Source organism: Haloprofundus salinisoli, from assembly GCF_020097815.1.
Classification (GTDB): domain Archaea; phylum Halobacteriota; class Halobacteria; order Halobacteriales; family Haloferacaceae; genus Haloprofundus; species Haloprofundus salinisoli.
This window is the reverse complement of record NZ_CP083663.1, coordinates 678,150-700,095: the sequence shown is the minus strand read 5'-3', so window position 1 is coordinate 700,095 and position 21,946 is coordinate 678,150. Positions and strand designations below refer to the sequence as shown.

At 68.6% G+C, this 21,946-nt stretch carries 21 protein-coding genes and 1 pseudogene; 5 read left to right on the top strand and 17 right to left on the bottom strand.

Translation table 11 applies throughout. From position 1 onward, the window contains the following. Window positions 1–68 precede the first annotated feature (68 nt). A complete protein-coding gene (surE, locus tag LAQ73_RS03735; protein WP_224269910.1) occupies window positions 69–932 on the bottom strand; it encodes a 5'/3'-nucleotidase SurE in 864 nt (287 codons plus the stop codon). 127 nt (window positions 933–1,059) lie between these two features. On the opposite strand from surE, the gene LAQ73_RS03730 reads away from it, so the two are divergent. Next, window positions 1,060–1,821 carry a nucleoside phosphorylase gene (locus tag LAQ73_RS03730; RefSeq protein WP_224269909.1) on the top strand — a complete coding sequence of 254 codons (762 nt, stop codon included), beginning with the start codon at window positions 1,060–1,062 and terminating at the stop codon, window positions 1,819–1,821. A gap of 27 nt (window positions 1,822–1,848) precedes the next feature. On the opposite strand, the gene LAQ73_RS03725 is transcribed toward LAQ73_RS03730, so the two are convergent. The 3 genes from LAQ73_RS03725 to LAQ73_RS03715 are packed head-to-tail and all read right to left on the bottom strand — an operon-like array spanning window position 1,849 to window position 5,237. Next, the gene (locus LAQ73_RS03725; protein ID WP_224269908.1) at window positions 1,849–2,631 is read right to left on the bottom strand and encodes an MBL fold metallo-hydrolase; all 783 of its coding nucleotides are present in this window, start codon (window positions 2,629–2,631) and stop codon (window positions 1,849–1,851) included. After that, entirely contained in the window at window positions 2,631–4,385 is a 1,755-nt protein-coding gene (locus LAQ73_RS03720; RefSeq protein WP_224269907.1) for a radical SAM protein, read from the bottom strand. The genes LAQ73_RS03725 and LAQ73_RS03720 overlap by 1 nt, the downstream gene beginning before the upstream one ends. Window positions 4,386–4,433: 48 nt before the next feature. Next, window positions 4,434–5,237 carry a hypothetical protein gene (locus tag LAQ73_RS03715; protein WP_224269906.1) on the bottom strand — a complete coding sequence of 268 codons (804 nt, stop codon included), beginning with the start codon at window positions 5,235–5,237 and terminating at the stop codon, window positions 4,434–4,436. Between the two features lie 151 nt (window positions 5,238–5,388). Here LAQ73_RS03715 and LAQ73_RS03710 point away from each other — a divergent pair, with 151 nt between their 5' ends. Next, on the top strand, window positions 5,389–5,547 hold the full coding sequence (locus tag LAQ73_RS03710; protein WP_224269905.1) for a DUF7559 family protein: 159 nt from the start codon (window positions 5,389–5,391) through the stop codon (window positions 5,545–5,547). Then, window positions 5,544–5,993, top strand: a pseudogene (locus LAQ73_RS03705) (Hsp20/alpha crystallin family protein); the annotation flags it as partial. The gene LAQ73_RS03710 and the pseudogene LAQ73_RS03705, both read left to right, overlap by 4 nt. A 372-nt stretch (window positions 5,994–6,365) precedes the next feature. Here the strand turns inward: LAQ73_RS03705 and LAQ73_RS03700 are convergent. Together LAQ73_RS03700 and LAQ73_RS03695 are read right to left on the bottom strand one after the other, a co-directional pair. Beyond that, a complete protein-coding gene (locus LAQ73_RS03700) occupies window positions 6,366–7,493 on the bottom strand; it encodes an NAD(P)/FAD-dependent oxidoreductase (RefSeq protein ID WP_224269904.1) in 1,128 nt (375 codons plus the stop codon). A gap of 143 nt (window positions 7,494–7,636) precedes the next feature. Then, window positions 7,637–8,422 (bottom strand): DUF7388 family protein, encoded by a 786-nt coding sequence (locus tag LAQ73_RS03695; RefSeq protein ID WP_224269903.1) that lies wholly within the window; start codon window positions 8,420–8,422, stop codon window positions 7,637–7,639. Window positions 8,423–8,750: 328 nt separating this feature from the next. On the opposite strand from LAQ73_RS03695, the gene LAQ73_RS03690 reads away from it, so the two are divergent. After that, the gene (locus LAQ73_RS03690; RefSeq protein WP_224269902.1) at window positions 8,751–10,571 is read left to right on the top strand and encodes a formate/nitrite transporter family protein; all 1,821 of its coding nucleotides are present in this window, start codon (window positions 8,751–8,753) and stop codon (window positions 10,569–10,571) included. Window positions 10,572–10,610: 39 nt separating this feature from the next. Here the strand turns inward: LAQ73_RS03690 and LAQ73_RS03685 are convergent, their stop codons facing one another. Genes LAQ73_RS03685 through LAQ73_RS03675 form a run of 3 tightly spaced genes read right to left on the bottom strand, consistent with a single transcriptional unit; the run spans window position 10,611 to window position 12,871 of the window. Further along, entirely contained in the window at window positions 10,611–11,210 is a 600-nt protein-coding gene (locus LAQ73_RS03685) for an NUDIX hydrolase (RefSeq protein ID WP_224269901.1), read from the bottom strand. A gap of 24 nt (window positions 11,211–11,234) precedes the next feature. Then, window positions 11,235–11,750 carry a DUF7109 family protein gene (locus LAQ73_RS03680; RefSeq protein ID WP_224269900.1) on the bottom strand — a complete coding sequence of 172 codons (516 nt, stop codon included), beginning with the start codon at window positions 11,748–11,750 and terminating at the stop codon, window positions 11,235–11,237. Then, a complete protein-coding gene (locus LAQ73_RS03675; protein WP_224269899.1) occupies window positions 11,747–12,871 on the bottom strand; it encodes a glycosyltransferase family protein in 1,125 nt (374 codons plus the stop codon). The genes LAQ73_RS03680 and LAQ73_RS03675 overlap by 4 nt, the downstream gene beginning before the upstream one ends. 180 nt (window positions 12,872–13,051) lie before the next feature. Between LAQ73_RS03675 and LAQ73_RS03670 the strand changes: the two genes are divergently transcribed. After that, a complete protein-coding gene (locus LAQ73_RS03670) occupies window positions 13,052–13,219 on the top strand; it encodes an HVO_0758 family zinc finger protein (protein WP_224269898.1) in 168 nt (55 codons plus the stop codon). Between the two features lie 6 nt (window positions 13,220–13,225). Here LAQ73_RS03670 and LAQ73_RS03665 read toward each other — a convergent pair whose 3' ends face one another. From LAQ73_RS03665 to LAQ73_RS03630, 8 genes are all read right to left on the bottom strand, one after another. Next, the gene (locus LAQ73_RS03665; RefSeq protein ID WP_224269897.1) at window positions 13,226–14,314 is read right to left on the bottom strand and encodes an aldo/keto reductase; all 1,089 of its coding nucleotides are present in this window, start codon (window positions 14,312–14,314) and stop codon (window positions 13,226–13,228) included. Between the two features lie 33 nt (window positions 14,315–14,347). Continuing rightward, on the bottom strand, window positions 14,348–15,520 hold the full coding sequence (locus tag LAQ73_RS03660) for a DHH family phosphoesterase (protein WP_224269896.1): 1,173 nt from the start codon (window positions 15,518–15,520) through the stop codon (window positions 14,348–14,350). A gap of 88 nt (window positions 15,521–15,608) precedes the next feature. Next, the gene (locus LAQ73_RS03655) at window positions 15,609–16,538 is read right to left on the bottom strand and encodes an NAD-dependent epimerase/dehydratase family protein (RefSeq protein ID WP_224269895.1); all 930 of its coding nucleotides are present in this window, start codon (window positions 16,536–16,538) and stop codon (window positions 15,609–15,611) included. Further along, window positions 16,535–16,966, bottom strand: a complete 432-nt coding sequence (locus LAQ73_RS03650; RefSeq protein WP_224269894.1) for a DUF5791 family protein — start codon at window positions 16,964–16,966, stop codon at window positions 16,535–16,537. Before LAQ73_RS03650 ends, LAQ73_RS03655 begins: the two co-directional genes overlap by 4 nt. Before the next feature lie 65 nt (window positions 16,967–17,031). After that, on the bottom strand, window positions 17,032–20,178 hold the full coding sequence (locus tag LAQ73_RS03645) for a DUF7286 family protein (RefSeq protein WP_224269893.1): 3,147 nt from the start codon (window positions 20,176–20,178) through the stop codon (window positions 17,032–17,034). Next, window positions 20,175–21,041, bottom strand: a complete 867-nt coding sequence (locus LAQ73_RS03640; RefSeq protein WP_224269892.1) for a DUF7284 family protein — start codon at window positions 21,039–21,041, stop codon at window positions 20,175–20,177. Before LAQ73_RS03640 ends, LAQ73_RS03645 begins: the two co-directional genes overlap by 4 nt. Continuing rightward, window positions 21,038–21,472 (bottom strand): DUF7285 family protein, encoded by a 435-nt coding sequence (locus LAQ73_RS03635; RefSeq protein ID WP_224269891.1) that lies wholly within the window; start codon window positions 21,470–21,472, stop codon window positions 21,038–21,040. Before LAQ73_RS03635 ends, LAQ73_RS03640 begins: the two co-directional genes overlap by 4 nt. Further along, the gene (locus LAQ73_RS03630; protein WP_224269890.1) at window positions 21,450–21,920 is read right to left on the bottom strand and encodes a DUF7283 family protein; all 471 of its coding nucleotides are present in this window, start codon (window positions 21,918–21,920) and stop codon (window positions 21,450–21,452) included. The genes LAQ73_RS03635 and LAQ73_RS03630 overlap by 23 nt, the downstream gene beginning before the upstream one ends. Between the last annotated feature and the right edge of the window lie 26 nt (window positions 21,921–21,946).

The following is a 21,946-nucleotide window of genomic DNA, read 5'->3' as shown; positions in this document are numbered from 1 at the left end:
CTACTCGGTTCCGTCTCCGAGACCGACGGGGAAAACGCCGTCGTCCGTTCGGTCCACCTCGCCGGCGTTCACTCTGCGAGCGACGACTCGACCGAGTCGACAACCGCGTCGAGTTCCGGCGTCTCGACGTAGTCGTGAGTCATCGACAGCGGCGAGACGCTCACCGACCCGTCGATGACCGCTCGGCGGTCGCTTCCCTCTGGGTAGCGCTCGCGGTGGGCGTCGATTCCCGGCATCGGGTTGCCGAAACCGACGACGTGGGGCCACGTCTGGTCGACCAGCCGGACTTCCCGGTCGGTCGTCGCCGCGTCGGCCTCCGTACTCCCACCGCCGTCGGCCGCTGCCCCGTCTTCGACCGACTGCGCGTAGTCGGCGAGAACGTGCGTGAGTCGAAGCGGCGGCGCGTCGACGTCGACGGGCGCGTTGACGTTCAACAGGTCCACGTCCTCGAACACCTCACTTTGCCAGACGCGTTCGAGCAGGTCGCGGGCGACGACCGCCGGTCGGGTGAAGTCGTACTCTTCACTGGGGTGGCAGTGGAAATCTTCGGAGTGGTACGCCGAGACGGCGATAGCCGGGACGCCGAGAAACGACGCTTCGATGCCCGCGCCGACGGTACCGGAGCGCCCGACGACGTAGTTGCCGAGGTTCGGACTGTCGTTGATGCCGGAGACGACGACGTCGAACTCGGCGTCCAACCCGCCGCCGAGGCCGAACGCGACGCAGTCGGCGGGCGTCCCCGCGAGGCGATACCCCCACTCGTGGACGCGGAGCGTGACCGCTCCGTTTCGCGTGCGACCCATCCCGCTTTGGTTCTCGTCGGGGGCGATGACCGTCACGTCGGCGACGGCGTCGAGTTCGCGGTACAGCGCCTCGATGCCGGGCGCGTCGATTCCGTCGTCGTTCGTCAGAAGCACTCGCGGCGTCTGCATTCGTTCGCGTCGATGACGTTCCGATACGAATGTCTATCGGTGGGAGCGGTGGGTACGTCTCGATAGCTCTCGGGAGCCGCCTTCAGACGATGGCAGGGTATTTGTGACCACAGTAGAGCGTCTTTGTATGATTCCTCACTACGGCGACAAGTACGACGCCGAAGCGCTGTTCTCGCCGAAAGAGGCTGTTACCGCGCAGGATAACGGATTACCCGACGTCCCTTCGGCGATTATCCTCGGTTACCAGACCGAACTCACCGAAATAGTGCGCGAACGCACCGACTCGAAAGTCGACATCGTGCGGTCGCAGTATCTGTATCGGCTCTCCGACGCCGTCGGCTACGTTCCCGTCCACGAGTGGGGCATCGGCGCACCGATAACTGCGACTGTCACGGAGAACGTCGTCGCCGCCGGTGCTTCGACCGTCGTGATGCTCGGCGGGTGTGCGGGACTCCAGATGGATATCGCTCCCGATACGGCCATCCTTCCCACCGAGTCGATTCGTGACGAAGGCGTTTCCTATCACTACCTCCCTGCGGACGAGGCGGTGACGGCGACGGCAACACTCGTGGACGAACTCGACGAATCGTTCGAAGACGCTGGTTTCGAGACCGCACGGGGAACGACGTGGACGACGAGCGCGATGTACCGCGAAACGATTCCAGAAGTCGAACGGTACCGCGATGACGGCGTCGTCTCGCTCTGTATGGAGTCGGCGGCGATGTGGGCCGTCTGTCGGTACCGCGGCGTCGATACCGCGACGGTCCACGCCATCGGCGATTATCTCACGCCCGACGAGTGGGTACCGGAGACAGAGCCGAAACGTGGATTGGTGGAGATGTTCGACCCGACGGTTAGAGCGTTGGAGAGCTACGTGGCGGATCAGTAGTTTACGACGTCGAAGGGAGACAGTGGTTCACAGCGACCGAACTCGCTCGTCGTTCCACGCGACCCGTCCCTCGTGCGTCAACTTCTCGACGTGCGCGACGACCGTCGCCCGCGCCAGGTCCTCGACTCCGGTCAAATCCTTCTCGTAGGCGGCAGCGAGCACGTCGTCGATGGTCGTCGCCCCGTCTCGAACCGCCTCTCGAACCTTCGCCTCCCGGTCGAGCCGGTGTCGAATCAGTCGTTCGAGTGTCGCGCTCGGGTCGGTGATTTCCGGACCGTGTCCGGGCAGCAACCGACTCGGACGCTTCGCGCGTAATCGACGGAGAGCGGTCAGATACGCTCGCATGTCGCCCTCGGGCGCGCCGACGACGACGCTCCCCTCCGCCACGGCCAAATCCCCACACAGAACTCCGTCGCCGACGCCGAACGCGACGTGGTCGACGGCGTGGCCGGGCGTGTCGAAAATCGTGACCGCTCCCGCGTCGGTGTCGATTTCCGTCCCTTCGACGAACGTGCGGTCCGGCTCGACGCCGGTCGCTCGCTCGAATCGCTCTTCTCGCCAGCGTCGCGCCCAGACCGTCGCGCCCGTCTCGGCGGCGTAGTCGGCGACCGCGCCGACGTGGTCGAGGTGGGTGTGCGTGACGGCGACGTGTTCGACGGTCGCCCCGGCGACGAGCGCGTCGAGTTCGTCGGTCCGCGCGGCGGGGTCGACCAAGAGGGCCGCTCTGTCGCCGACGAGGTACGCGTTCGTCGCGCCGGTCGGCGCGCGGGTGGCGACGGGAGCGGAGACCCGGCGAACTCTCTCCCGCATCAGTCGGCGCTGCTCACGTCCCCGCTGCCGTCGCCGCCGACGCAGGCGAACTTGGCGAGAACGTCGTCCACCTCGTCGGCGGAGTCGTACGGTCGGTTGACGATTATGTCGCCCGCCTTCGACTTGCCGAGACCCGGAATCGCCGTCAGCTCGTCCATCGACGCGCCGTTGACGTCGAGCGGGTGCGGCACGCCCGTCACCGAGCGGTAGCCGTAGTCGACGACGGCCGCGTCGATGGTCCGGCCGAGTTCGCGTTCGCCGGGGACGCCGACCAAGAGGGGATACGTACCGAGCTGGCGGCCGAACGTCGTGCCGTCCTGGTGGTATTCGAGGTGGACGTTTTCGAGGACCGTCCCGGGCGGCGCGACCCGCTTGAGCATCGGCCGGTCTATCTCCTCTCTGACCTCCTGTTTGTACTTCTTGAACAGCTTCTTGTGGTCCTTCGCAATCTGCGAGCCGGTCGACGACATCTCGGTGCCGTCGAACGCCATCACCTGCCGGATGTTGATGCGGCGGACCATCAGCCCCTCGTCGTACACCCGCTGGAGAAAGCGCTTGTTGTGCGCGAACGTCTCCTCGCGCTCGCCCATCAATCCGTGGAGGAGGTTGATACCCGGGAGGAGCTTGGGCAGGCGACTCCCGCCGTCGTTCGAGACGCGCGACGTCCCGTTGTCCCCGAACGTCGGCGCGTCGGCGGGGTCCTCGCCCGGTCGCCAGCCGGCCTCCTCGTTGACGATTTTCACCGCCTCGAAACATTCGTCGGCGCTCACGTTGAGGTTGTTCTCCTCCTGTACCACCGGGTCGGCCGATTCGAGGCCGAACGCGGCCGTATCGCCCGGTGTATTGTGCTCGGCGATGATGCGGATGCACTCTCTGGACTCCTCGGGCCACCGGGCGATGGTGATGGGGTTCATATTGTCGAGGTGGAGCGTCCCCAGGTCGGGTGCTACCTCGCGAATACCACCGTAGAGGCGGCGGAGAGCGTCGGGATTCGGCGCTTCGCCGTCGCCGCCGAACGCGAGGATGTCGGCCTGTCGACCGAGACGGAAGTGCCGCGCGCCGCGGTCGTAGAGATTCTCGACCTCCCTGACGACCGAGTCGGCGGTCCGGAACGCCGGGTTGCCGTACAGCGGCTCCGTGCAGAACGAACACCGGTAGGCGCAGCCCCGGGAGGTCTCCATTTCGCAGATGAGGTACTCGGGGTGGTTGGGGTGCTGTTCGACGACGAACGCGCCCTTGGCCGCCCAGCGGTCGAGCTCCTCGTTGTCGCGCATCCGGTTGCCGAACCCTTCGAGGCCGCTGTCGACGAGGTCGTAGGCGGCCGCCTCGACGTCGCCCTTGGCGACGAAGTCGTAGTCGAGGTCCTTGCGCTCCATCTCCTGCCCGCCGGCGTTCTCCTCGCCGACGCCGAAGCGGATGGGCCCGCCCATCAGCGTCGCCCCGTCGGCGGTCCACGCCAGTTCCTTCACCTCGTCGGGTTCGGCGGGCGTCCCGCCGACGTAGCTGCCGGGGACGGTCATCCCGCCGATGTAGACGAACAGGTCCGCGTCGGCGACGTCGGCCCACTTCTGTCTGTCCTCGCGGAGCTCGTCGATAGTGTGGTAGGTTATCTGCTCTTCGGGCACCCCGGCGTCGACCATCGCACCGGCGGTAAAGCGCGGGTACGTCGAGATGTACGGCGGCACGCCGAAGTGCGCCGGTTCGTCGACGTACCCGTCGACGAGCGTCACTTCGAGGTCGGCGGGGTCGGTCATAGGCCGGGGTTGTCGGTCGACGGGTAAAACGGTGCGGTTCCGGACCGTTCAGACGTAGATGTAGCCCTCGACCGACGGGAGTTCGTCGGTCATCCGGAGGTTCGTGGGGTCGACCGCGTTTCGGAACGTCGCGAAGGCGGCGACGACCGCTTCGAGCGCGTTGTCGTCGCCGTCGAGGACGCGTTCGCGGACCGATGAGGGGAACTCGACCGAGCGGTCGGAGAGACTATCGAGGACGAGCGCCGGCGGCGGGCCGTCGCCGGGGCGGTCCCCTTCGGGCGTCTGACACCGAAGTGCGTCGAGCGTCCCCGCCGGATACGTCTCCAGCACCAGCGGCAGGTCCTCGCTCGGGAGTTGCATCGGGACGACTCGCGCGGTGTCCGTCAGCACGAGCGGACGGAGGACGTCTCGAATGCCGTAGAACGTCTCCGTGCAGAGCCGTTCGTCGTAGGCGGTGACGGCGCTCAACGGCTCCTCCGTCGCGCGGAGGACGTTCGTCTCCGCGCCGTCGGTGACGAGGCGGGCGTGCATCCGACACCGCTTGGCCATGTCTTCGGGACTGGAGAACCAGTCGGGGAGTTGGTCGACGAACCGACGCCACCGTCGCTCGGGAATCACCGCCTTCGGGAGGCCGAACGGGAAGTCGAATCCGACGGCGTTTCGGCCGCCAAGATCGGCCAAAAACGAGACGAGGGCGGCGACGGTGTCGGTCCGATGAGGCGAAACTCCGAACCGCTCCGCTATCGGGGTGCAGTCGACGACGTGCAACGACTGTCCGCTCACCTCGGCTTCGACGAACCAACTTCGGTCCCCCGATTCCTGGGCGTGTGCGTCGAAGATAGCGCTGTACACGCGCTCGGGAGATCGATACCCATCGTTCATGTAGTGTATAGCTATCTGACCTGTACTCTCTCAGTACTCTTATAACCGACGCCCATATCACGCCGACGTCGGCTTGTTGTTACCCAGCGCGTTTATTTGGATGGGACCGCTATCTGTCACCATGCCCGCGACGCTCGAAGTAGCCTGTACCAGTCCCGACTGTGAGATGGACATGTTCGAACTTCACTACACGTACGATATGTCCGACGACGTCGGCGTCGACGACTTCGTCTGTCCGTACTGCCAGCAGACCGACTGTCTCGAAGCCATCGAACTATGAACGACCTGCGAGAACTCGGCGAGTCGGTGGCTAACGCGGTGGTCGAACGCGTCGGCCGCGGACTCGGGCACGTCCAGGAGCGGAAACCGCTCTCGTACGACCTCTTGGAGAGCGACGACAGCTATCTCGTCGTGTTCGACGCGGCCGGCGCGAGCAAGAGCGACATCCAGGTCCGCTTCGTCGACACCGAGATTCAAGTGCGAATCGACCGATTCCGCGACTTCCACGACGGCTTCGAGATGCGCTTTCCCGGCCGTGGCCTCTCGCTCAACGGGAAGGCGAAACTCCCCGGCGACGCCTCCGTCGACGCGGAGGCCGCGACGGCGACGGTGACGAAACACGGCACCCTCCGCGTCTATATCCCCAAAACCGAGGGCGGAAAGAACGTCGCCGTCGAGGAGGAAAGCGAGACCGAAGCGGCGGAGACCACGGGCGTCGACGCCGACGCGGCCGGCGGCGAGACGAGCGTCGTCGAAGAGCAACCGACCGAGGAGGAAGCCCAGGAAGCGGCGACCGCGCACTCGGCCGAGGAAGACGGCGCGAGCGGCGAGGAGGACACCGCGGACGAGGGCGAGGACGCGGCCGCAGAAGGGACCGACGCGTCCGCCTCCACCGAGTCGATGCTCGACGAAGAAGCGACCACCGACGACCCGAACGCCAGAGCCGAACCCGCCGAGGCGGCGGGCCAACCGACAGACGAGTCGATGGACGAACTCGACGACGAGTTCGTCGAACAGGCGGAGAGCCGCGACGAGGAAGACGAGACGCGCGACGAGGAAGACGAGACGCGCGACTGAAACGACGCTCTCTCGACGCCGTCAGTCCAGCGCCATCCCGTCCCGAATCTCGAACTCCTCGTCGCCGGAAAACCGCGCCGGGTCGAACGGCGCGATGCCCGCTGTTTCTCCGAGAATCTGCCGCGCAATCACCTCGCCGGTCGCCGGCGCGCGCATGAAGCCGTGGCCCTGCCACCCGGCGGCGACGAACACGCCGCTTCCGAGCTCCCCGAGCAGCGGGTCGCCGTCGGGCGTCGCCGTGCAGAGTCCCGCCCACGCCCGCTCGACGTCGGGGTCGTAGCCGACCCGCTCGTCGAGTGCGGCCCGGATGTCGTCGACGAACCAGTCGTCGGCGTCGCGTTTCCAGCGGTCGGGGTCCGCTTCGAGAGGCACGGTTCCGTCGCCGGCGAGTAGCCCGGTCGGATGCGGTCGGAGGTAGACGCCCGCCGTCGCGTCGTACACCATCGGTCCGTCGTACGTCCGGCGTCCGGTCAGCGCCTGCACCCGGTACGGTTTCAGCGGTACCGAGACGCTCGCTTCCGCGAACACCCGCTTCGTGTGCGCGCCGGCGGCGACGAGGACGGCGTCGAACCGCTTCGTCGCCCCCTCGTCGACGGCGACGCCGGGCGGGTCGACGCTGACTCCCACCGGCCGACCCGTCTCGAACGCGACGCCCTCGCGTCGGGCTTTCGCCGCCATCGCCGCGACGTAACTCGCCGGGTCGGTCCACCCGGCGTTCTCGGCGACGGCGGCCGCGAGCAGGTCGTCGGTCAGGAGCGGGAACCGGTCGCCGAGTTCTTCGGGTGAGACAGTCGACACCGCCCGCCCGTGGACGCGCATCCGGTCGACGCTCGCCGCCATCGCCTCGGCCGCCGTCTCGTCGCCCTCGCGCACGGCGATCACGTACGGGCACTCCCGGAACTCGAAGCCGTCCTCGCCCGAAAACTCGCGGAAACGCTCCAGCGCCCGGTCGCCGATCCCCGCGTCGATGTCCTCGGCGTAGGCGTCGTAGAGCACGCCCGCCGCGCGCGCCGAGCTGCCGTCTGCGGGCGACGACGGGTCGCGGTCGTACTCGCCGCGCTCGAAAACCGTCACGTCGGCGTTGCGGGTTACGAGGTCGTACGCAGCGGTGAGACCGACCGCGCCCCCGCCGACGACGGCGACGCGCATCAGCGGCGCGCCTCCGACGGGCGGGGGACGAGTCGGTCGACGAGTCGGCCGAGTTCGGCGGTGTGAGGGGCCATATCCGGAACTCACGGTCACTGCACTTAGCGGTTCGTCCGCCGGAAACGAGGCGAGTAGAGAGGCGGGCGTTACAGGAACTCGTCGATGCCGCGGGCGGGGTAGCCGACGACGGTGTCGACGCCCAGTGATTCGAGCGCGGCGACTCGCTCGCGGACTGTTTCGGGCGTGCCGACGAGCGCGTAGTCCCGACTCGCCTTCGACAGTACGTCTCTGGCGCGTCCCTTCGCGCGCGAATCCGTCGCACACCCGTCGGGTAGCGCCCGGGCGACGGGGCGGCGGCGGGCGACGTAGCCGCCGACGGCGTCGAGAATCTCGCCCTCGTCGTCGGCCAGGACGGTCGGTGCGTACAGCGCGATTTCGCCGTCGTAGCCCGCCGCACGTAGCGCCCGTACGTCGCGGTCGGTCGTCCGCGAGAGCAGTTCGTACTGCGTCCCGCCGGCGGCGAGCGCGACGCGTTCGATTCCTTCGGTGCCGACCCACGCGTCGGATGCGGTTTCGCGCGCGGCCTTCAGTCGGGGGGCGACGGCTCTGCGTCGCTCGTCCTCGGTGAGGTAGGCGGCGTGGCCGGCGACGAGCACGCGCCCGACGCTTTCCGGGAGGTCGTCGACGCGCGAGTCGTCGCCGAGGGGGTCGAAGCCGTCGGCGCGAACCGGCGTCGTGAGTCGGACCTCGGCCGTCTCGGCGAGCGTTTCGAGGACGTCGGCCTCGGGGAGGTGGTCGACCCCTTCGTAGTCGATTGCGACCGTCGCCGCCGGGAGGTCGGCGGCTCGGCGCACGTCGCACTCGGCGGGTTTCAGTGCGACGGCGTCGATACCAGCGTGCGAGAGTACAGACTCGTCGGTTAGTGCCTTCATCGTTTCACTCCGGGGCGGCTGCTAGTCAGAAGCGTCGATTCATCGTCGCGGAACTCGATCCATCGTCTGTGCGACCATGTGCTCGGAGTAGCGCCGTGGCTCCCAAAAGGATTCCGTTCCGGACAGTATTGGCACCGCTCCGCTGCCGGGCGGCTCGCAACTGACTCTCTCCGTCGACCGTCACCTCGACGAACCGTCGACGCGGGCGGGTCGACGGTCGGATTCGAGCTGAAATTGGTTATTCGTGGCGTTTAGTCCCACTGATATCGGGCCTGTCTGGCGGTTTCGATAGTAAAACGATTTGTAGCTACAGAAATTAACACCGATAATGAACGAACCCGGTCCCGAAAATTCTGACCAGGTGGACTCGATGCGAGAGGCGGTCGACCGTTCCAAAAGCGGTGCGCCCGCGGCGGGCGCGGTCGTCCGGGACCGGTTCTCTTCGGACGAGGTGTTCCAGCGCATCGTCGCCGCCGCCGACGAGGAGATCACCTCCGGGAGCCGCGAACTGTTCTTCAGCGCGCTCGCGGCCGGGTTCGCGATTACGATCACGTTTCTGCTGTACGTCTCCGTGTCGGCGAAGGCGGGCGAAGGGTCGATACTGGGTGCGTTGCTCTACCCGCTGGGGTTCATCTACATAATCATCGGCGGCTACCAACTCTACACAGAGAACACGCTCCCGCCGGTCGCGCTGACGCTGGAGCGACTCGCCAGCATCCCGGCGCTGTTGAGACACTGGCTCATCGTCCTCGCCGGCAACTTCGCCGGCGGCGCGATCGGCGCGGCGGTACTCGCGTGGAGCGGCGTCTTCTCTCCGGAAGCCGCGACGGTGGCGACGCACCTCGCCGAACACGGTCTGGAGACGCCGTGGTGGGACCTGTTCTTCAAGGCCATCTTCGCCGGTCTCATCGTCGCCGGCGTCGTCTGGGTCGTCTACGCCTCCCGCGACACCATCTCCCGGCTCATCATCGTCTACATGGCGTTTCTCTCGGTCCCGCTCGGGAGCCTGTTCCACGTGGTCGTCTCCTTCACCGAGATGATGTATCTCGTCTTCGGCGGCCAACTCGCCGTTCTCACCGGCCTCACCCAGTTCGTTCTCCCGGTGCTCCTCGGTAACACCATCGGCGGCATCGCGCTGGTGACCGTCGTCAACTACTTCCAGACGAGCGAGCACCGGCTCGAATCCGCCCGATTCGAGGGTGCGAACCGCCAACTCTCGATTCGGGAGTGGGCGCTCGGCGGACTGGTCGGCCGCTCCTACGTCCCGCTCATCAACACCGCCACAGCCCCGACGCTCGGGGAGACCAACTCCTACCGGCTGATGGTTCCCATCGCGAACCCGCGCACCGAGTCGGGACTCGTGGAACTGGCCTGCGCCCTCGCCAGTCAGAACGAGTCGGCGACGGTCCACCTCGTCCACATCGTTCAGACGCCCAACCAGTCGGCGCGCGGCTACGGAATCGGCCAACGCGAGCGCATCGCCGCCGAGTCCGAAGCGCAGCTCGCCGAGGCCCGCGAGACGGTTGCCGACCACGACGTCGACTGCGAGACGTCGACAGTCGTCTCCCACCGTTCGTTCGAGGAGATATTCGCTATCGCCGACCGCACTCGCGCGGACTTGGTGCTGATGGGGTGGGGTGCCAACGAACTCTGGACCGCCGCGCGCGCCGAGCGCCCGCTCGACGAGCTGGCGAACAAACTCCCCTGCGACTTCCTCATCCTCTCGGACCGTGGACTCGACACCTCGCGGATTCTCCTGCCGACCGCGGGCGGACCGGACTCCGACCTCAGCGCCGAGGTCGCTCGCAAACTCCGCTCGATCGACGGCTCGGAGATCAGTCTGTTGCACGTCGTCGACAGCCCGTCCGAGCGCGAGAGAGGTCAGCAGTTCCTCGACGAATGGGCCGCCGAGCGCAACCTCGACGACACCGAACTCGTCGTCGACGACTCCGGAGACATCGAGGGCGCCATCGCCCGCGAGGCCGAAGACCACACGCTCGTCATCGTCGGCGCGACGGAACGAGGTCTGCTCTCGCGGCTGGTCTCCGGGTCGCTCAACCTCGACATCCTCAACGACATCGACTCGTCGGTGCTGCTCGCCGAACGGCCGAGCGATCGAAGCATCTTCGAGCGACTGTTCGGTCGGTAGCGGTCCGCTCGTTCTCCCCCGCGACGACCGCCGCGCGGCTCAGACCGGGTAGTCGGCGTCGGGGTCGACCACTCGGTCGGGTTCGGCGGGCGCTCGCCAGTCGGTAGTCAGCTCCAGCAGCTGGACGACCATCCGCCCGGTCGCCCCCCAGACAGTGTAGCCGTCGACGTAGAAGAAGTGGATTCGCACCGGGCCGTACGTCGGATGTTCGCGGTGTTCGGACTCGTAGTTGTCGAGATCCGTGAGGTCCGCGACCGACAGGGTGACGATTTCGGCGACTTCCCGCTCGTCGGGCGTGTACTCGCGGTCGGGGACGCGGCCGACGAACGGACGCACCGAGTAGTCGGTGCTCGTCTCGATGTCGTCCAGTCGGCCGACGAGGTCGACCTCGTCGGGGCGGAGACCGATCTCCTCTCGCGCCTCGCGGAGCGCCGTCGCCTCCAGGTCGGCGTCGCTCGGTTCGCGGCCCCCGCCGGGAAAGCTCATCTGCCCGGGGTGTTCGCCGAGGTGGTCGGCGCGCTTCGTGAACAGCACGTGTGGGTCGCCGTCTCGGAGTAGCACGGGTGCGACGACCGCCGCCTGCCGCGTCGCTCCCTCGATGGCGGTCGGTTCGTGGCGCGCCACTCCTCTGAAATCCATGTCTCTTGGTCTCGTTCGACGGCCTTAGTCTTGAAGAACCGCATCGAATCGCTCGCGGATGGCGGCCGTCTCGACGGGTGCCCAGGCGTCGAGGTCGTACGTCACGTCGTACAGCTGAGCGAGTCGCTCTTCGTCGCCGTCGTCGATGGCGGCGTCGACTTCGGCGGCGAGCCGATCGCGGACCTGCTCGCCGAGCGCTCGACGGTCGACCTCTCGCCGCGGCACGTCGAGGATGTGCGGGAGGTCTTCGGCGTTCTGCGGCAGCGACGGAAACGCCGCGGGACCGACCGTGACGAACGTTTCGTCGTCGCTGCGCTGATCGCCGTCGCTCGTCTCGACGGTCCGGTCGTCCGCGCCGGCGACGTACTCGACGAGATAGTACTCCTCGATGGCCGCGTCGACGGCCGCCGCGAGCGCCTCCCCGTCCGTCTCCGAGCCCTGTTTGTACGCGAGCTCGTCGAGCGCGGATTCGAGCTCCGCGTGCGTCAGCGCGCCGAAGAGGTCGACGACGCCCGCGAGGTCGTCGTAGGTGCGGCTCATCGGCCCACCCCTCGCTCGGCAGCTGCTCCGTCAGTCGCCTCCCGAAGATCCGCCTCCGCGAGCTCCGCGACGGTCGACGCCGAGATCGGGGCGTCTACCCACGCTGGTAGCCGGTCGTCGTCGTCGGGTACGGCGACTGCTTCGGTGTATCGCTCGACCTGCTCGTACTCGTCGCTGCGGTCGTAGTCGAGGCCGTTGAACGCTGCGTCGACGGCGTACTGGCGGACGAACCGACGAGCGGTCTCGGCGTATCGCTCCGGGAGCGTCTCGTACGTCGGGGCGACGCCGTGGTCTTCGACCGCTCGCAGCAGCGCCGCGCCGACCGACCGACTCATCTCCGAGAGGCCGGTCGGGCCGCCGACCGCCCGGTGGTCGTGTTCGTACGCCCCCAGGTCGACCTGTGCGCTGCCGTCGAACCCGGTGAGCGAGAACGCGCCGCCGAGGGTGCCCACCTCCAGCCCCCACGTCCGCTGGACGCGGAGCCGACGGGCGACGTCGCTGGTCGCCGCGAACTCTCCGGCGAGCGCGTAGCGAAACGCCGAGAGGTAGTCGAGAATCGGCGCGTCCGTCTCCTCGGCCAGCGCGGCGACCAGCGGCGCGTAGAACAGCCGAAACAGCCGTCCGTAGAGGCGGTCGTTCTCGACGCGAGCGTAGTAGCCCTTCGAGAACTCGTACCCCTGCGCCAGCGGGAACAGCAGTCGGGCGACGTACGACCGCGAATACGTCTTCGTGTCGGCGTCGTGGACGACGACGAACTCCTCGGAGAGCGCCTGTCCCAACGCCAGCCAGACGTCGCGTCCCTTCCCGCGCCGGCCGTTCAGGCCTTCGTCGGCCAGCCGCGAGGTGAGTCGGGGTCCGTCGCACCACAGCACGGCCAGCGGCAGGTCGTACTCCGAGAGCCAGTCGGCGAACGGGCCGATCCGCTCGGCCGACGCGTGGAGCGGAACGACGACGCGCGCGGGATCGACGCGTTCCAGTTCCGAGAGCACCCGTTCGGCGGCGAGACCGGCGTACTCCCGCTCTGTCATCGGCAGTACGACGGCGGCGCGGTCCGTCGGGGCGTCGGGTTCGGGGTCGGTCAGGTCGTGGAGCGTCGCGATTCGCTCCTGGACGTACTCCATCGGGTGTCTCTGAGAACGGGCGGGTGAAAAACAAGCCGGTTACGTCGGGACGATGTCGTGTCGACGGCGCGCGGACCTCGTCGTCTCGAACCGCGGTCCGCAAGGAAGACGCGATAACACTCGCTATTTGCAACTATTCCCGCCGAGGTATTTTTGTGGTGTGAGATACAACGACGGGGTATGAAGTCAACCCGGAAGGGTCTGCGCGAGGGAGAACTCGGCAAAGACACGTACGGGCGTCTCGCGTGCGAGGAGTGCGAGGAGACGTTGAAGAAGCGCAACGACCCCGACGAGGTGTTCTCGGTCCGTAGCTGTCCCGACTGCGGCCGCGAGTGGAAAGAGCTGTAACGGCTCTCACTCGAAGACGGCGTCGAACGCCTTCGCGCCCAGCGGGTCGAACGTCCCGGCGGCGACGTTCTCGGCAACGTGGTTTCGACTCTTCGTCCCGACGAGCGCCGCCGTCACCGCCGGCGCGCTCCGCGCGAAGTTGAGCGCCCGTTGCGTCGCCGAGTCGCCCTCCACCTCGGCGGCGACGGCGTCCGGGAGTCCAGCGACGAGGTCGCCCTGTTTGAGACTCGCGCTGGCGAACACCGAGAGTCCGGCGTCGTGGGCGAACTCCAGCGCGCTCACCCGCTCGCCGTCACGCTCGTGGACCTTCGCGGTGAACGCGTCGGCCATCTCGACGTTGAACGGCAGCTGGAGCGCGATTAGCCCCGACTCCTCGTTGCCGGCGGCGGCGGCGGCGCGTTCCGCCCGCGAGACGACTTCCGAGAGCGAGAGATGACTCGGATGCTCCGGGGGCACGCGGAACGCTTCCCACGTGGCGACGCCGTAGCCGCCGATGTCGTCCGCCGTTTTTCGTTCTTCGAGTCTCGTGAATGCGGCCTCCAGTCGGTCGTAAACCGCGTCGGCGTCGCGCACGGTCAACTGCGTCTCGGGGTTGTGGACGTAGTAGCAGTCGATACTGTCGAGATCGAGATTCGAGAGCGAGCGGTCAAGCATCGCGTCCAGGAAGTCGGGGGCGATGCAGTGACTGCCGCGTGCGAGGTCGTCGACGTCGACGAGGCCCGTCTCGACGAACTGCTCGCGGACGTAGGCGCTCGGGTCGCTCGGAGGCTTGCCGTCGAACGGGAGGAACCCCCCCTTCGTGGCGACGACGACCTCTTCTCTGTCGATGTCGGCCTCGCCGAGCGCGCGTCCCACCGCGCGCTCGCTCCGCTGACAGCGGTAGTTTATGGCGGTGTCGACGAGGTTGACGCCGCTCTCGAACGCCTCGACGAGCGCCCCCCGGTACTCGTCGTCGACGGCGTCGGTCGGGTCGCCGAGGTACGTCCCGACGCCGATGCTCGACACCACCCCGGGACCGAACCGGCGGAAGTAGGTGCGCCCGAAACTGTCGCCGAAGCGGTCCCGATACCCCCACGTGCCGCTGGCGGTTGCCATGGTCGGATGTAGGTCGGTCGGAGGGAAAAAGCGTTACACGTCGCCGGTGAGCGTCTGGAACAGGCGGTCCACGAGGCCGTTTCGGGGGACCGGAGTCGGCACGTCGCCGCCGGTCGGGTCGACCTGCGGAATCTGGCCGCCGCCCATACGGGCGTGACCGCCCGCCGAGGCGCTGGGGATGTCGGCGACGGCCGCCTCTAACGCCCGCCCCATGTGGACCCGGTCGTCGCGGGAGCGCCCCGACAGGTACACCGTGCCGTCGCGTTCGCCGCAGACGACGACCGCCGTCACGCCTTCGAGATGCATCAACTCGTCCGCCGCCTGCGGGATGGAGTCGACGTTCGAGACGGGACCCACGTCGCTGACGGCGAAGGAACCCTGCACTTTCCGGCCGGCGATGGCGCGGGCCTTCACTTCGAGAACCTCCGCGCCGACCTGCGGGTTGGCGATGCGGTCCAGAAGGTCCTCGTCGACGCCGGGGTAGAGATAGCCGCTGGCGGTGAAGTCGGCGGCGACGCACCCGGACGTGAGGCGTTTCGTGTCCGCCAGAATGCCGTACAGCAACCCGGTCGCCACCGTCGACGGCATCGTGTATCGGGCGTTTATCTCGCTGGCGTGTTGGTCCGGCGGGACGGGTTTCGCGCCGATGTCGCGGAAGTACTCGGCGACGATGCTGGCGCACGCGCCGTAGTTCGTCCGCACGTCGGTGAACTCCTCGCCCGCGCCGTCGCCGGGATGGTGGTCGACGACGGCGAACGGGAGGACGCTCTCGGCACCCGCGAACCCGCGGGGGGTGTTGTGGTCGACGAGGACGACGTTCTCGGCGGCGATTTCGGAGACGTGATCGATCTGTTCGAGATCCAGATCGAGAACCGTTCGGAAGGCACGGTTCTCCTGGTGGCGTATCTGTCCGGTGAACTGGATGCGCGCCTGCGTATCTACCTGATCGGCGAGGCAGGCGACGCCGATAGCCGCCGCCATCGCGTCGGGGTCCGGGTTCGGATGCATCAACACCGCGATCTCGTCTAAATCCGACAGCGCCCGCTTGAACTGCACCCCCATCGGGCGGCGAAACCAGCGGAGCGCGTAACTGACGCCGAACAGCGCGACGAGGCCGACGGCCAACACCGTCGCTATTTCGGGGTTGTCGCGGACGAACACCTCCGCATCGGAGAGCGCCTCCGTCGCGGCGACCCTACTCGGCATACTCCGTCTGTCAAAGTCAACCAGTAAGAAGGTTCCCCAAATTATATTCGCGCGGATTCCGAAAGACCGGAAGACGGGTTCGCTGCCCTCAGCGCGTGCGCTCACGATACCGCTCGATCGCGGGCGCGTACCCCGCGCGGTAGTCGGGATACCGGAGCTCGTAGCCGAACTCGCGGAGTCGAGCGTTCGAACAGCGCTTGCTCGTGAGAATCCGTCGCCGCGCCGCCTCCGAGAGCTCGCCGGCGTCGAGGCGCTCCTCCTTCGTCCGTTTCGGCGGCCGGTCGACGCCGCACTCGTCGGCCAACCAGTCGGCGAACGACCACTTGTCGACCGGGTCGTCGTCGACGATCAACACCACTTCGTCGCGCCCGCGGTCGGTCTCGAGGAGGTACGCGACGGCTCCGGCGGCGTCGTCGCGGTGGACCATGTTCAGAAAGCCCTCCGTCACCGGCCCCTCCAGATACCGCTCCAAGCGATAGCGGTCGGGACCGTACAACCCGGCGAATCGCGCGACGGTGCCGTCGTCACCGTACTCATGCGGCGTCTCGCGGGCGACTCGCTCGGCTTCCGTGAGCACTCGCGTCTTCTCCGTCGTCGGCTCGATTTCGGTCTCCTCGTCGACCCAGTCGCCATCGTGGTCACCGTAGACGCCGGTGCTCGACGTGTAGACGTAGCGCTCGGGCGCGTCGTCTCGCTCGAAGAACGCCGAGAGCGCCGTCTCCTGCCCTTCGACGAACACCTCCCGAGCGGTGTCGGCGTCGCGTCCGCCGGAACTCGCCGCGAAGACGAGCCAGTCGGCGTCCGGTACCGACGCGAGCGACGCCGCGTCGGTCACGTCCGCGCGGACGGCCTCGAACCCCGCCGATTCGACAGCGTCGAGGCCGTCGTCGGAGCGGCGGACGCCGACCACGTCGTGGCCCGACGCGGTCAACTGACGGCCGAGTTCGAGGCCGACGTAGCCGCAGCCGAGGACGACGACGCGCTTTCCCTCTCCGTCGCCGGTTGCGTCGCTCGTCACCGGTCGTTCCGCTCGGCGATGAACGCGTGGACCGCCGCGAGGTCGTCGAGCGGGAACACGATGCGGCCTTCGAGCGCCTGCTGGACTTCTTGGCCGGTGAGGTCGGCGTCGATGTTCGAGGCGATAACGTCCACGTCGAGGACGCCCGTCGTCATCCCCATCAGGAGGTGGTCGCGCAGTTCGAGGACGATAGCCTCCCGGTCGGGGTAGTCGTCGCTCGCGGCGAGGATACCGGCGGCCTCTTCGAGCGTGAGCTCCGGCGACTCGCCGTCCGTCAGGGCGGCGACTCGGTCCCGGTCGACGCCCGACTCGGCGGCGACGGTCTCGACACCGACCGCGTCGACGACGGCAGCCAACTGCGAATCGTAGGCGGCGCGCAACTCGTTCGGCGTCAACGACCCGGGGTTCTCCGCAGCGTCGTAGAGCATACAGGGAGTCGCCCGGCGTCGGGCAAAACGGTTGTCACTCCGGATGCGACCCGAACCGACTCCCGTCAGCACCGTCGCTCCGGTTCGCATCCCGGATTCGGCCACCCGCCGGACCGCTCGTCGGCGTCGCCGTCGACGTCGCCGACACCCGGCGGCGTCGGAGGGACGGCCACGACGACGGTCGTCTGCGCCTCGAACGAGATGCGTTCGCTCCGACCTAGTCGCTCGGCCTCGCCGTCGCCGTCCACATCGAACGTCACCGCGCCACCGTCGCGGACGTACCGGAGGTCGCTCGACCCGGCCGGACCGCGTCGCGCGGTGACGACGAACTGCGCGTACTCGCCGCGGACCTCGACGGTCCAGACGTTGACCGTCGCGTACCAGTAGCCCGGGGCGGGCGCGACCGGCAGTCCGGAGGGGACGCCGACGAGCGCCTCGTCTTCCCATCTCGCGCCTTCGAGGCGGTCTCTGGCCCGTTCTCGGACTCTGTCCGCCGCTCGTTCGGTTCCGTTTTTCAGGCCGGCTTCGAGTTTCTTCTTGCTTCGCCGGGCGAGCCACTGCGTCGCCGCCGAGGCACGCTTCGTAGGTCGTCGCCGTACCCGTGCGGCGTCGCTGCGAGCGGCGACGAGCATCGACGACCGAAGTCGAACCGCGACGCGGTCGGTCCGTCGGTCGCGCCAGTCTCGCCGCGCTCCGACCCGTTCGGCGATAGCCGTCGCCGCCGAGGCGTTGACTGCGGCGAGCGCCCGCTGCCCGTGGCCGTCCCACCGGGCGAACCCCCGGTCGACGACGAGACGGCGCTCCGCTGCCGTGAGCGACGTCTCCTCTCTGAGCGTCGTTCGCGCCGCCTCTTTCGTCACGTCGACGCCGTCTGCGACTTCGGTTCCGAGCCGGTGCCGTCGCTCGTCGAGCGTCTCGTTTCCGGTCGCGGCGGCGGTCCGGTTCGCCACCACGAGCACCTGTCCCCCGGTTCGGAGGCTCACCCGCTTCGACCGGCCCACCGCTCCGTCGACGACGGTGTCGGCGACGTCGCCGTACGGTGCCGTCACGAGATTCGTGTTTCGCGCGGTCAGCGGTCGATAGCTAGCGTTCGCCGGAGTCGTCGGCGCGTGCGTCCGTTCGACGGTGGCGAGCGTGAGGTACGCCGGCGACCCGTCGGGGTAGAGTGCGACGTCGCTGCCGGGGGCTCGCTCTCCGAACGTCCGCGGTTCGGGGGCGGCCGCCTTCTCGGCGGCTTCGACGAGTCGACCGAGCTCGGACGGCGACGACGCCGTCGACCCCCTGTCGGCCAGCGTCTCGCCCAATCGGTCGTTTCGCGCTGCCGTCCGGTCGGCCCGCCGGTCGAGGTGGCGGAGCACCCGTTCGAGATACGCCGCCCGCGCGGCGGCGCGCGCTCGGTCGGCCGCCCCGTCGTACGTCTCGGGGGGGTCGAGTAGTTCCGTCCGCCGCGACCGGAGCTCGGCGGCCAGTTCCGCGGGCGGGTTCGCCACGCCGGTTGCGACGCGCGTCGCGTCGAGTTCGAGGCTCACGTCTCGGAGGCGCTCTCTGAACGCCGAGAGGTCGTCGTACACCCACGACCCGAGTCGCTCGGGACGCTGACCGGTGACCGTCGCCGTTCTCGCGTCCGTCGCGCCGTCCGACCGGAAACTCTCGACGGCGCGGCGAGACACGGCGTCGACGCCCCCGCGGCGTTCAACCGTTTTCGACCACGCACGCTCGGGAACGTCTCCGAGGTTCGGGCCGTCGAGCGCACCGCCGCGTTCGAACTCGGGGGTGACCGGTCGGGCGGGAACGCCGTCGAGCGACCGACGTTCGACGCCGAGCGCGACGCCGACGCGGTAGCGGTCGGTCCACGTCGCCCGCGTCGTCCGGGTCTCGTTGCCCCGTCGCCACGTCGCGGTCCGGACGTGACGGCGGACGACCCGCCGAGTCGCCGTCTCGGTGCGTGTGCCGGTCGCTTTCGGCACCGCGGCGTCGCCCCCGAACACGGAGATTCGGGTCCGCGTCTCGACATCCGCGCGACTCCAGTTGCGACCGGGCGCGGCGGGGCGTTTCGGCGTCCCCTTATGCGTCTGTACGACCCGCGTTGAGAGGTGGGCGTCGACGCGGTACGCCGCCTCCAGCGTCTCGGCTAACGACGGCTCGTTCGACCCGGCGCCGGCTATCGGTTCGCCGTCGAGCAGCGAAACGAACGCGACGTCTGCGGTCCGGTTGACGCCGACGGTGAGCGACCGTTTCTCTCTTGACGCCGTCGTCGGTACCGGGGCGTCTGCTTCCGGAGCCGTCGGATCGTTCGGCGGGGCGAGCACCGCATCCGCCACCCGTCCGGCCTCGGACGGGGCCGGTTCCAGCAGGTCCGCCGCGCCGACGCGCATCGTCGCCCGTTCGACGCCGCGTCGGGCCGCCGGGTCGCTTCGCCCGAACGTCGCCCGCTGCACGGCGACGACGCCGGTGTTCGTCGACAGGCTGACGTGGCGATTCGAGACGACGTTCTCGATGGGCGCGCCGCGGTTCTGCGCGTAGCCTCGCGCCCACGCGACCGGATACAGCCGCGCGGTCAGTCGACGGTCCAGTCCGGGTCCGGCGAGCGCCGAACGGTCGAGTCGCGCCTCGAACGATTCGGTTCTGTCGTGCGCGAGAAGCACCGGCTTCGTCACGGTCACGGTCAGCGAATCGGTCCGCGTGGCGACGACCCGGCCGTCGCGCCTCGCGGTCCGCGTCACGTTTTCGAGCGTGACGCGCATCGCCGTCCCCTCGTCGACGCGTTCGACGGTGACCGCGCGTTTGGCCCGTCGGAGCTCCGAGACGTTCCGAACCGGTGGAATGGATACTGTAGTCGTCACGTCGTTTCGACGGTACGCCGTCCGCTCGAAGCGCTCCCGCGCCGCGAGGTAGAGGCGAATGCGCAGCGAGTCGACGAACGGCGACGACTCGTTGAGTACCTTCCCGGCGGGCGTCTGTGCTCGCGCCGTTACGGGGTTCGCCGCCGCGTCGGCAGCAGCTTCGTCGGCGGCGACGCGAAGCGCGGTGACCGATTCCGCGCCGACGCGTTCTATCGCCGTCTCCACGTCGTCGTCGCGCGTCGGCGCGGGACCACCGAGCGTCGCGGCGAACGCCGAACTCGTCACGAGCAGCAAGACGCCGACGAGCGCGAACGGGACGCGCCCGCGTTCGCCGTCGAGAAAGTCGGCGGCGCTCGCGCCGTCGCTCACGCCGACCACCGCCGAACGGTGATTTGGACCTCTCCGTCAGAGAGCGCGACGGCGGCCGACGACGGCGAGTCGAACCGCTCCCGCAGGTCCGCTTCGACGCGCGGTTCCAGCGCCGAGACGAGTCGGGCGTTCGCCGCCGAGACCGTCGAGCGGTTCAGCGTCGGCGGCAGCGTCGCTCCCGCGAGCTCGGCCGTTCGTCGGTAACGATGCCGGACGAGCGCCGACGCGGGATAGTCGTCGCCGAGCGCCAGTCGAGCCCGTCTCGGCGGAAACCACGTTCGTACGAGGCGTTCACTGACGACCGTTGCGACGCCCGCGAACCCCTCGGAGATCGCGCGTCGAGCGGCCGCGTCGTCGTCGATCTCGCTCCCCGTCGGCACCGACAGGACGGCGACGTGAACGTCGGCCGACGCCGGCGGTTCCTCGCCGAGAGCTGTCGTCGCAGTGACGCTCGAACCGGGGTGCGGTCGCCACTCCGCGACGACGTGCGTCCGCGGCGGCAGCGACCGAGCGACGGCCGCGCGAACGCGTCGACGGAAGTCGTCGCCGGCGTGCGTCACGCGCTCGCCGCCGACCGTCGGCGTCGCCAGCGTCGACTCGGCCAGTAACTGTGCGAACGTGCCGTGGGCGTGCCGGCCGAACGCCGGGCCGTCGGTCGCGGGAAACCGCTCGGAGTCGCCCGCACGGCGCGCACCGCTCGCGAGGCTGTATTCGATTTCGGCGGTGCTCGTCGAGAGCGTCTCCGCCGCCTCTGACGCGTCGACGTCGGTGCGCTCGGGGCGCGGCGACACGTCCACGAGTGTCACCGCCGCGGCGCTGACGAGTAGCAGACAGAGCGTCGCGTCGAGGACGCTGCTCGTCATCGCCACACCGCCACCCGGAGACGACCGGGCCGGACGACTCCGGGTCGGAGACGGACGCTTAGCCGACGGGTCGCTCCGTCGAGACTGCGTTCGCGGGCGGGGTGCGTCCGCTCCGTCGGGACCGGCGGTCCGACGGTCCATCGGTGTTCGCCGACGGCGAGCGAGACGTTCAGCGAGTACCCGTCCGGAGCGGCGTCGCGGGTGTCATCGAGCGCCGTCGGGTCGGCGACGCCGTCGTCGGTTAGTTCGCCCGAGACGCGTTCGAGCATCGGGTCGGCGAGCGCGCGCGTCTCCGTCGGCTTCACACCGTCGAAGACGACGGCGTACAGCGACAGTGCGACGACGATGACGAAGACGGCGACGAGTGCGGTCGTCGACTCCGCCTGCGCGCGACGCGCCCCCTTCTCCTCACGCGCCGACGAGCGTAGCATCTCTCTCCCCCCACTCGACTCGGCGCACGACGAGCGTACGCTCCACCGTCCGCCACGTCGGATCCGCGGTTCGCGCCTCCACGAGCGCCTGCGTGAACGCTCGTCGACTGTCGAAGGCCTCCTCGGGGGCGACGCCGTAGAGCACGGATTCGAGTCGTGACCCCGATTGGACGGGCGTCACGGGTCCGAACGCGAACGCCGCGTGCGTCGTCCCGCCGTCGCTACGGAGACTCACGCGATGAGGTCCGAGCCGTATCGCCGCTGCGTCCAGCGGATGTTCGGCCGTCGTCGCGTACTCGCTGGCGGCGACGGCGTCGACGGTGTCGGCGACGCCCGCCGCGTCGGGCGCTGCCGCGGTCGGGAACGACAGCGCGGTTCCCACCATCGCAACGCCCGCGAGAGCGAGTCCGAGCCACGTGTACCACGCGTCCACAGGTGTGTCGAGCATGAAGCAGGTTGGTCGTGTTCTCCGGT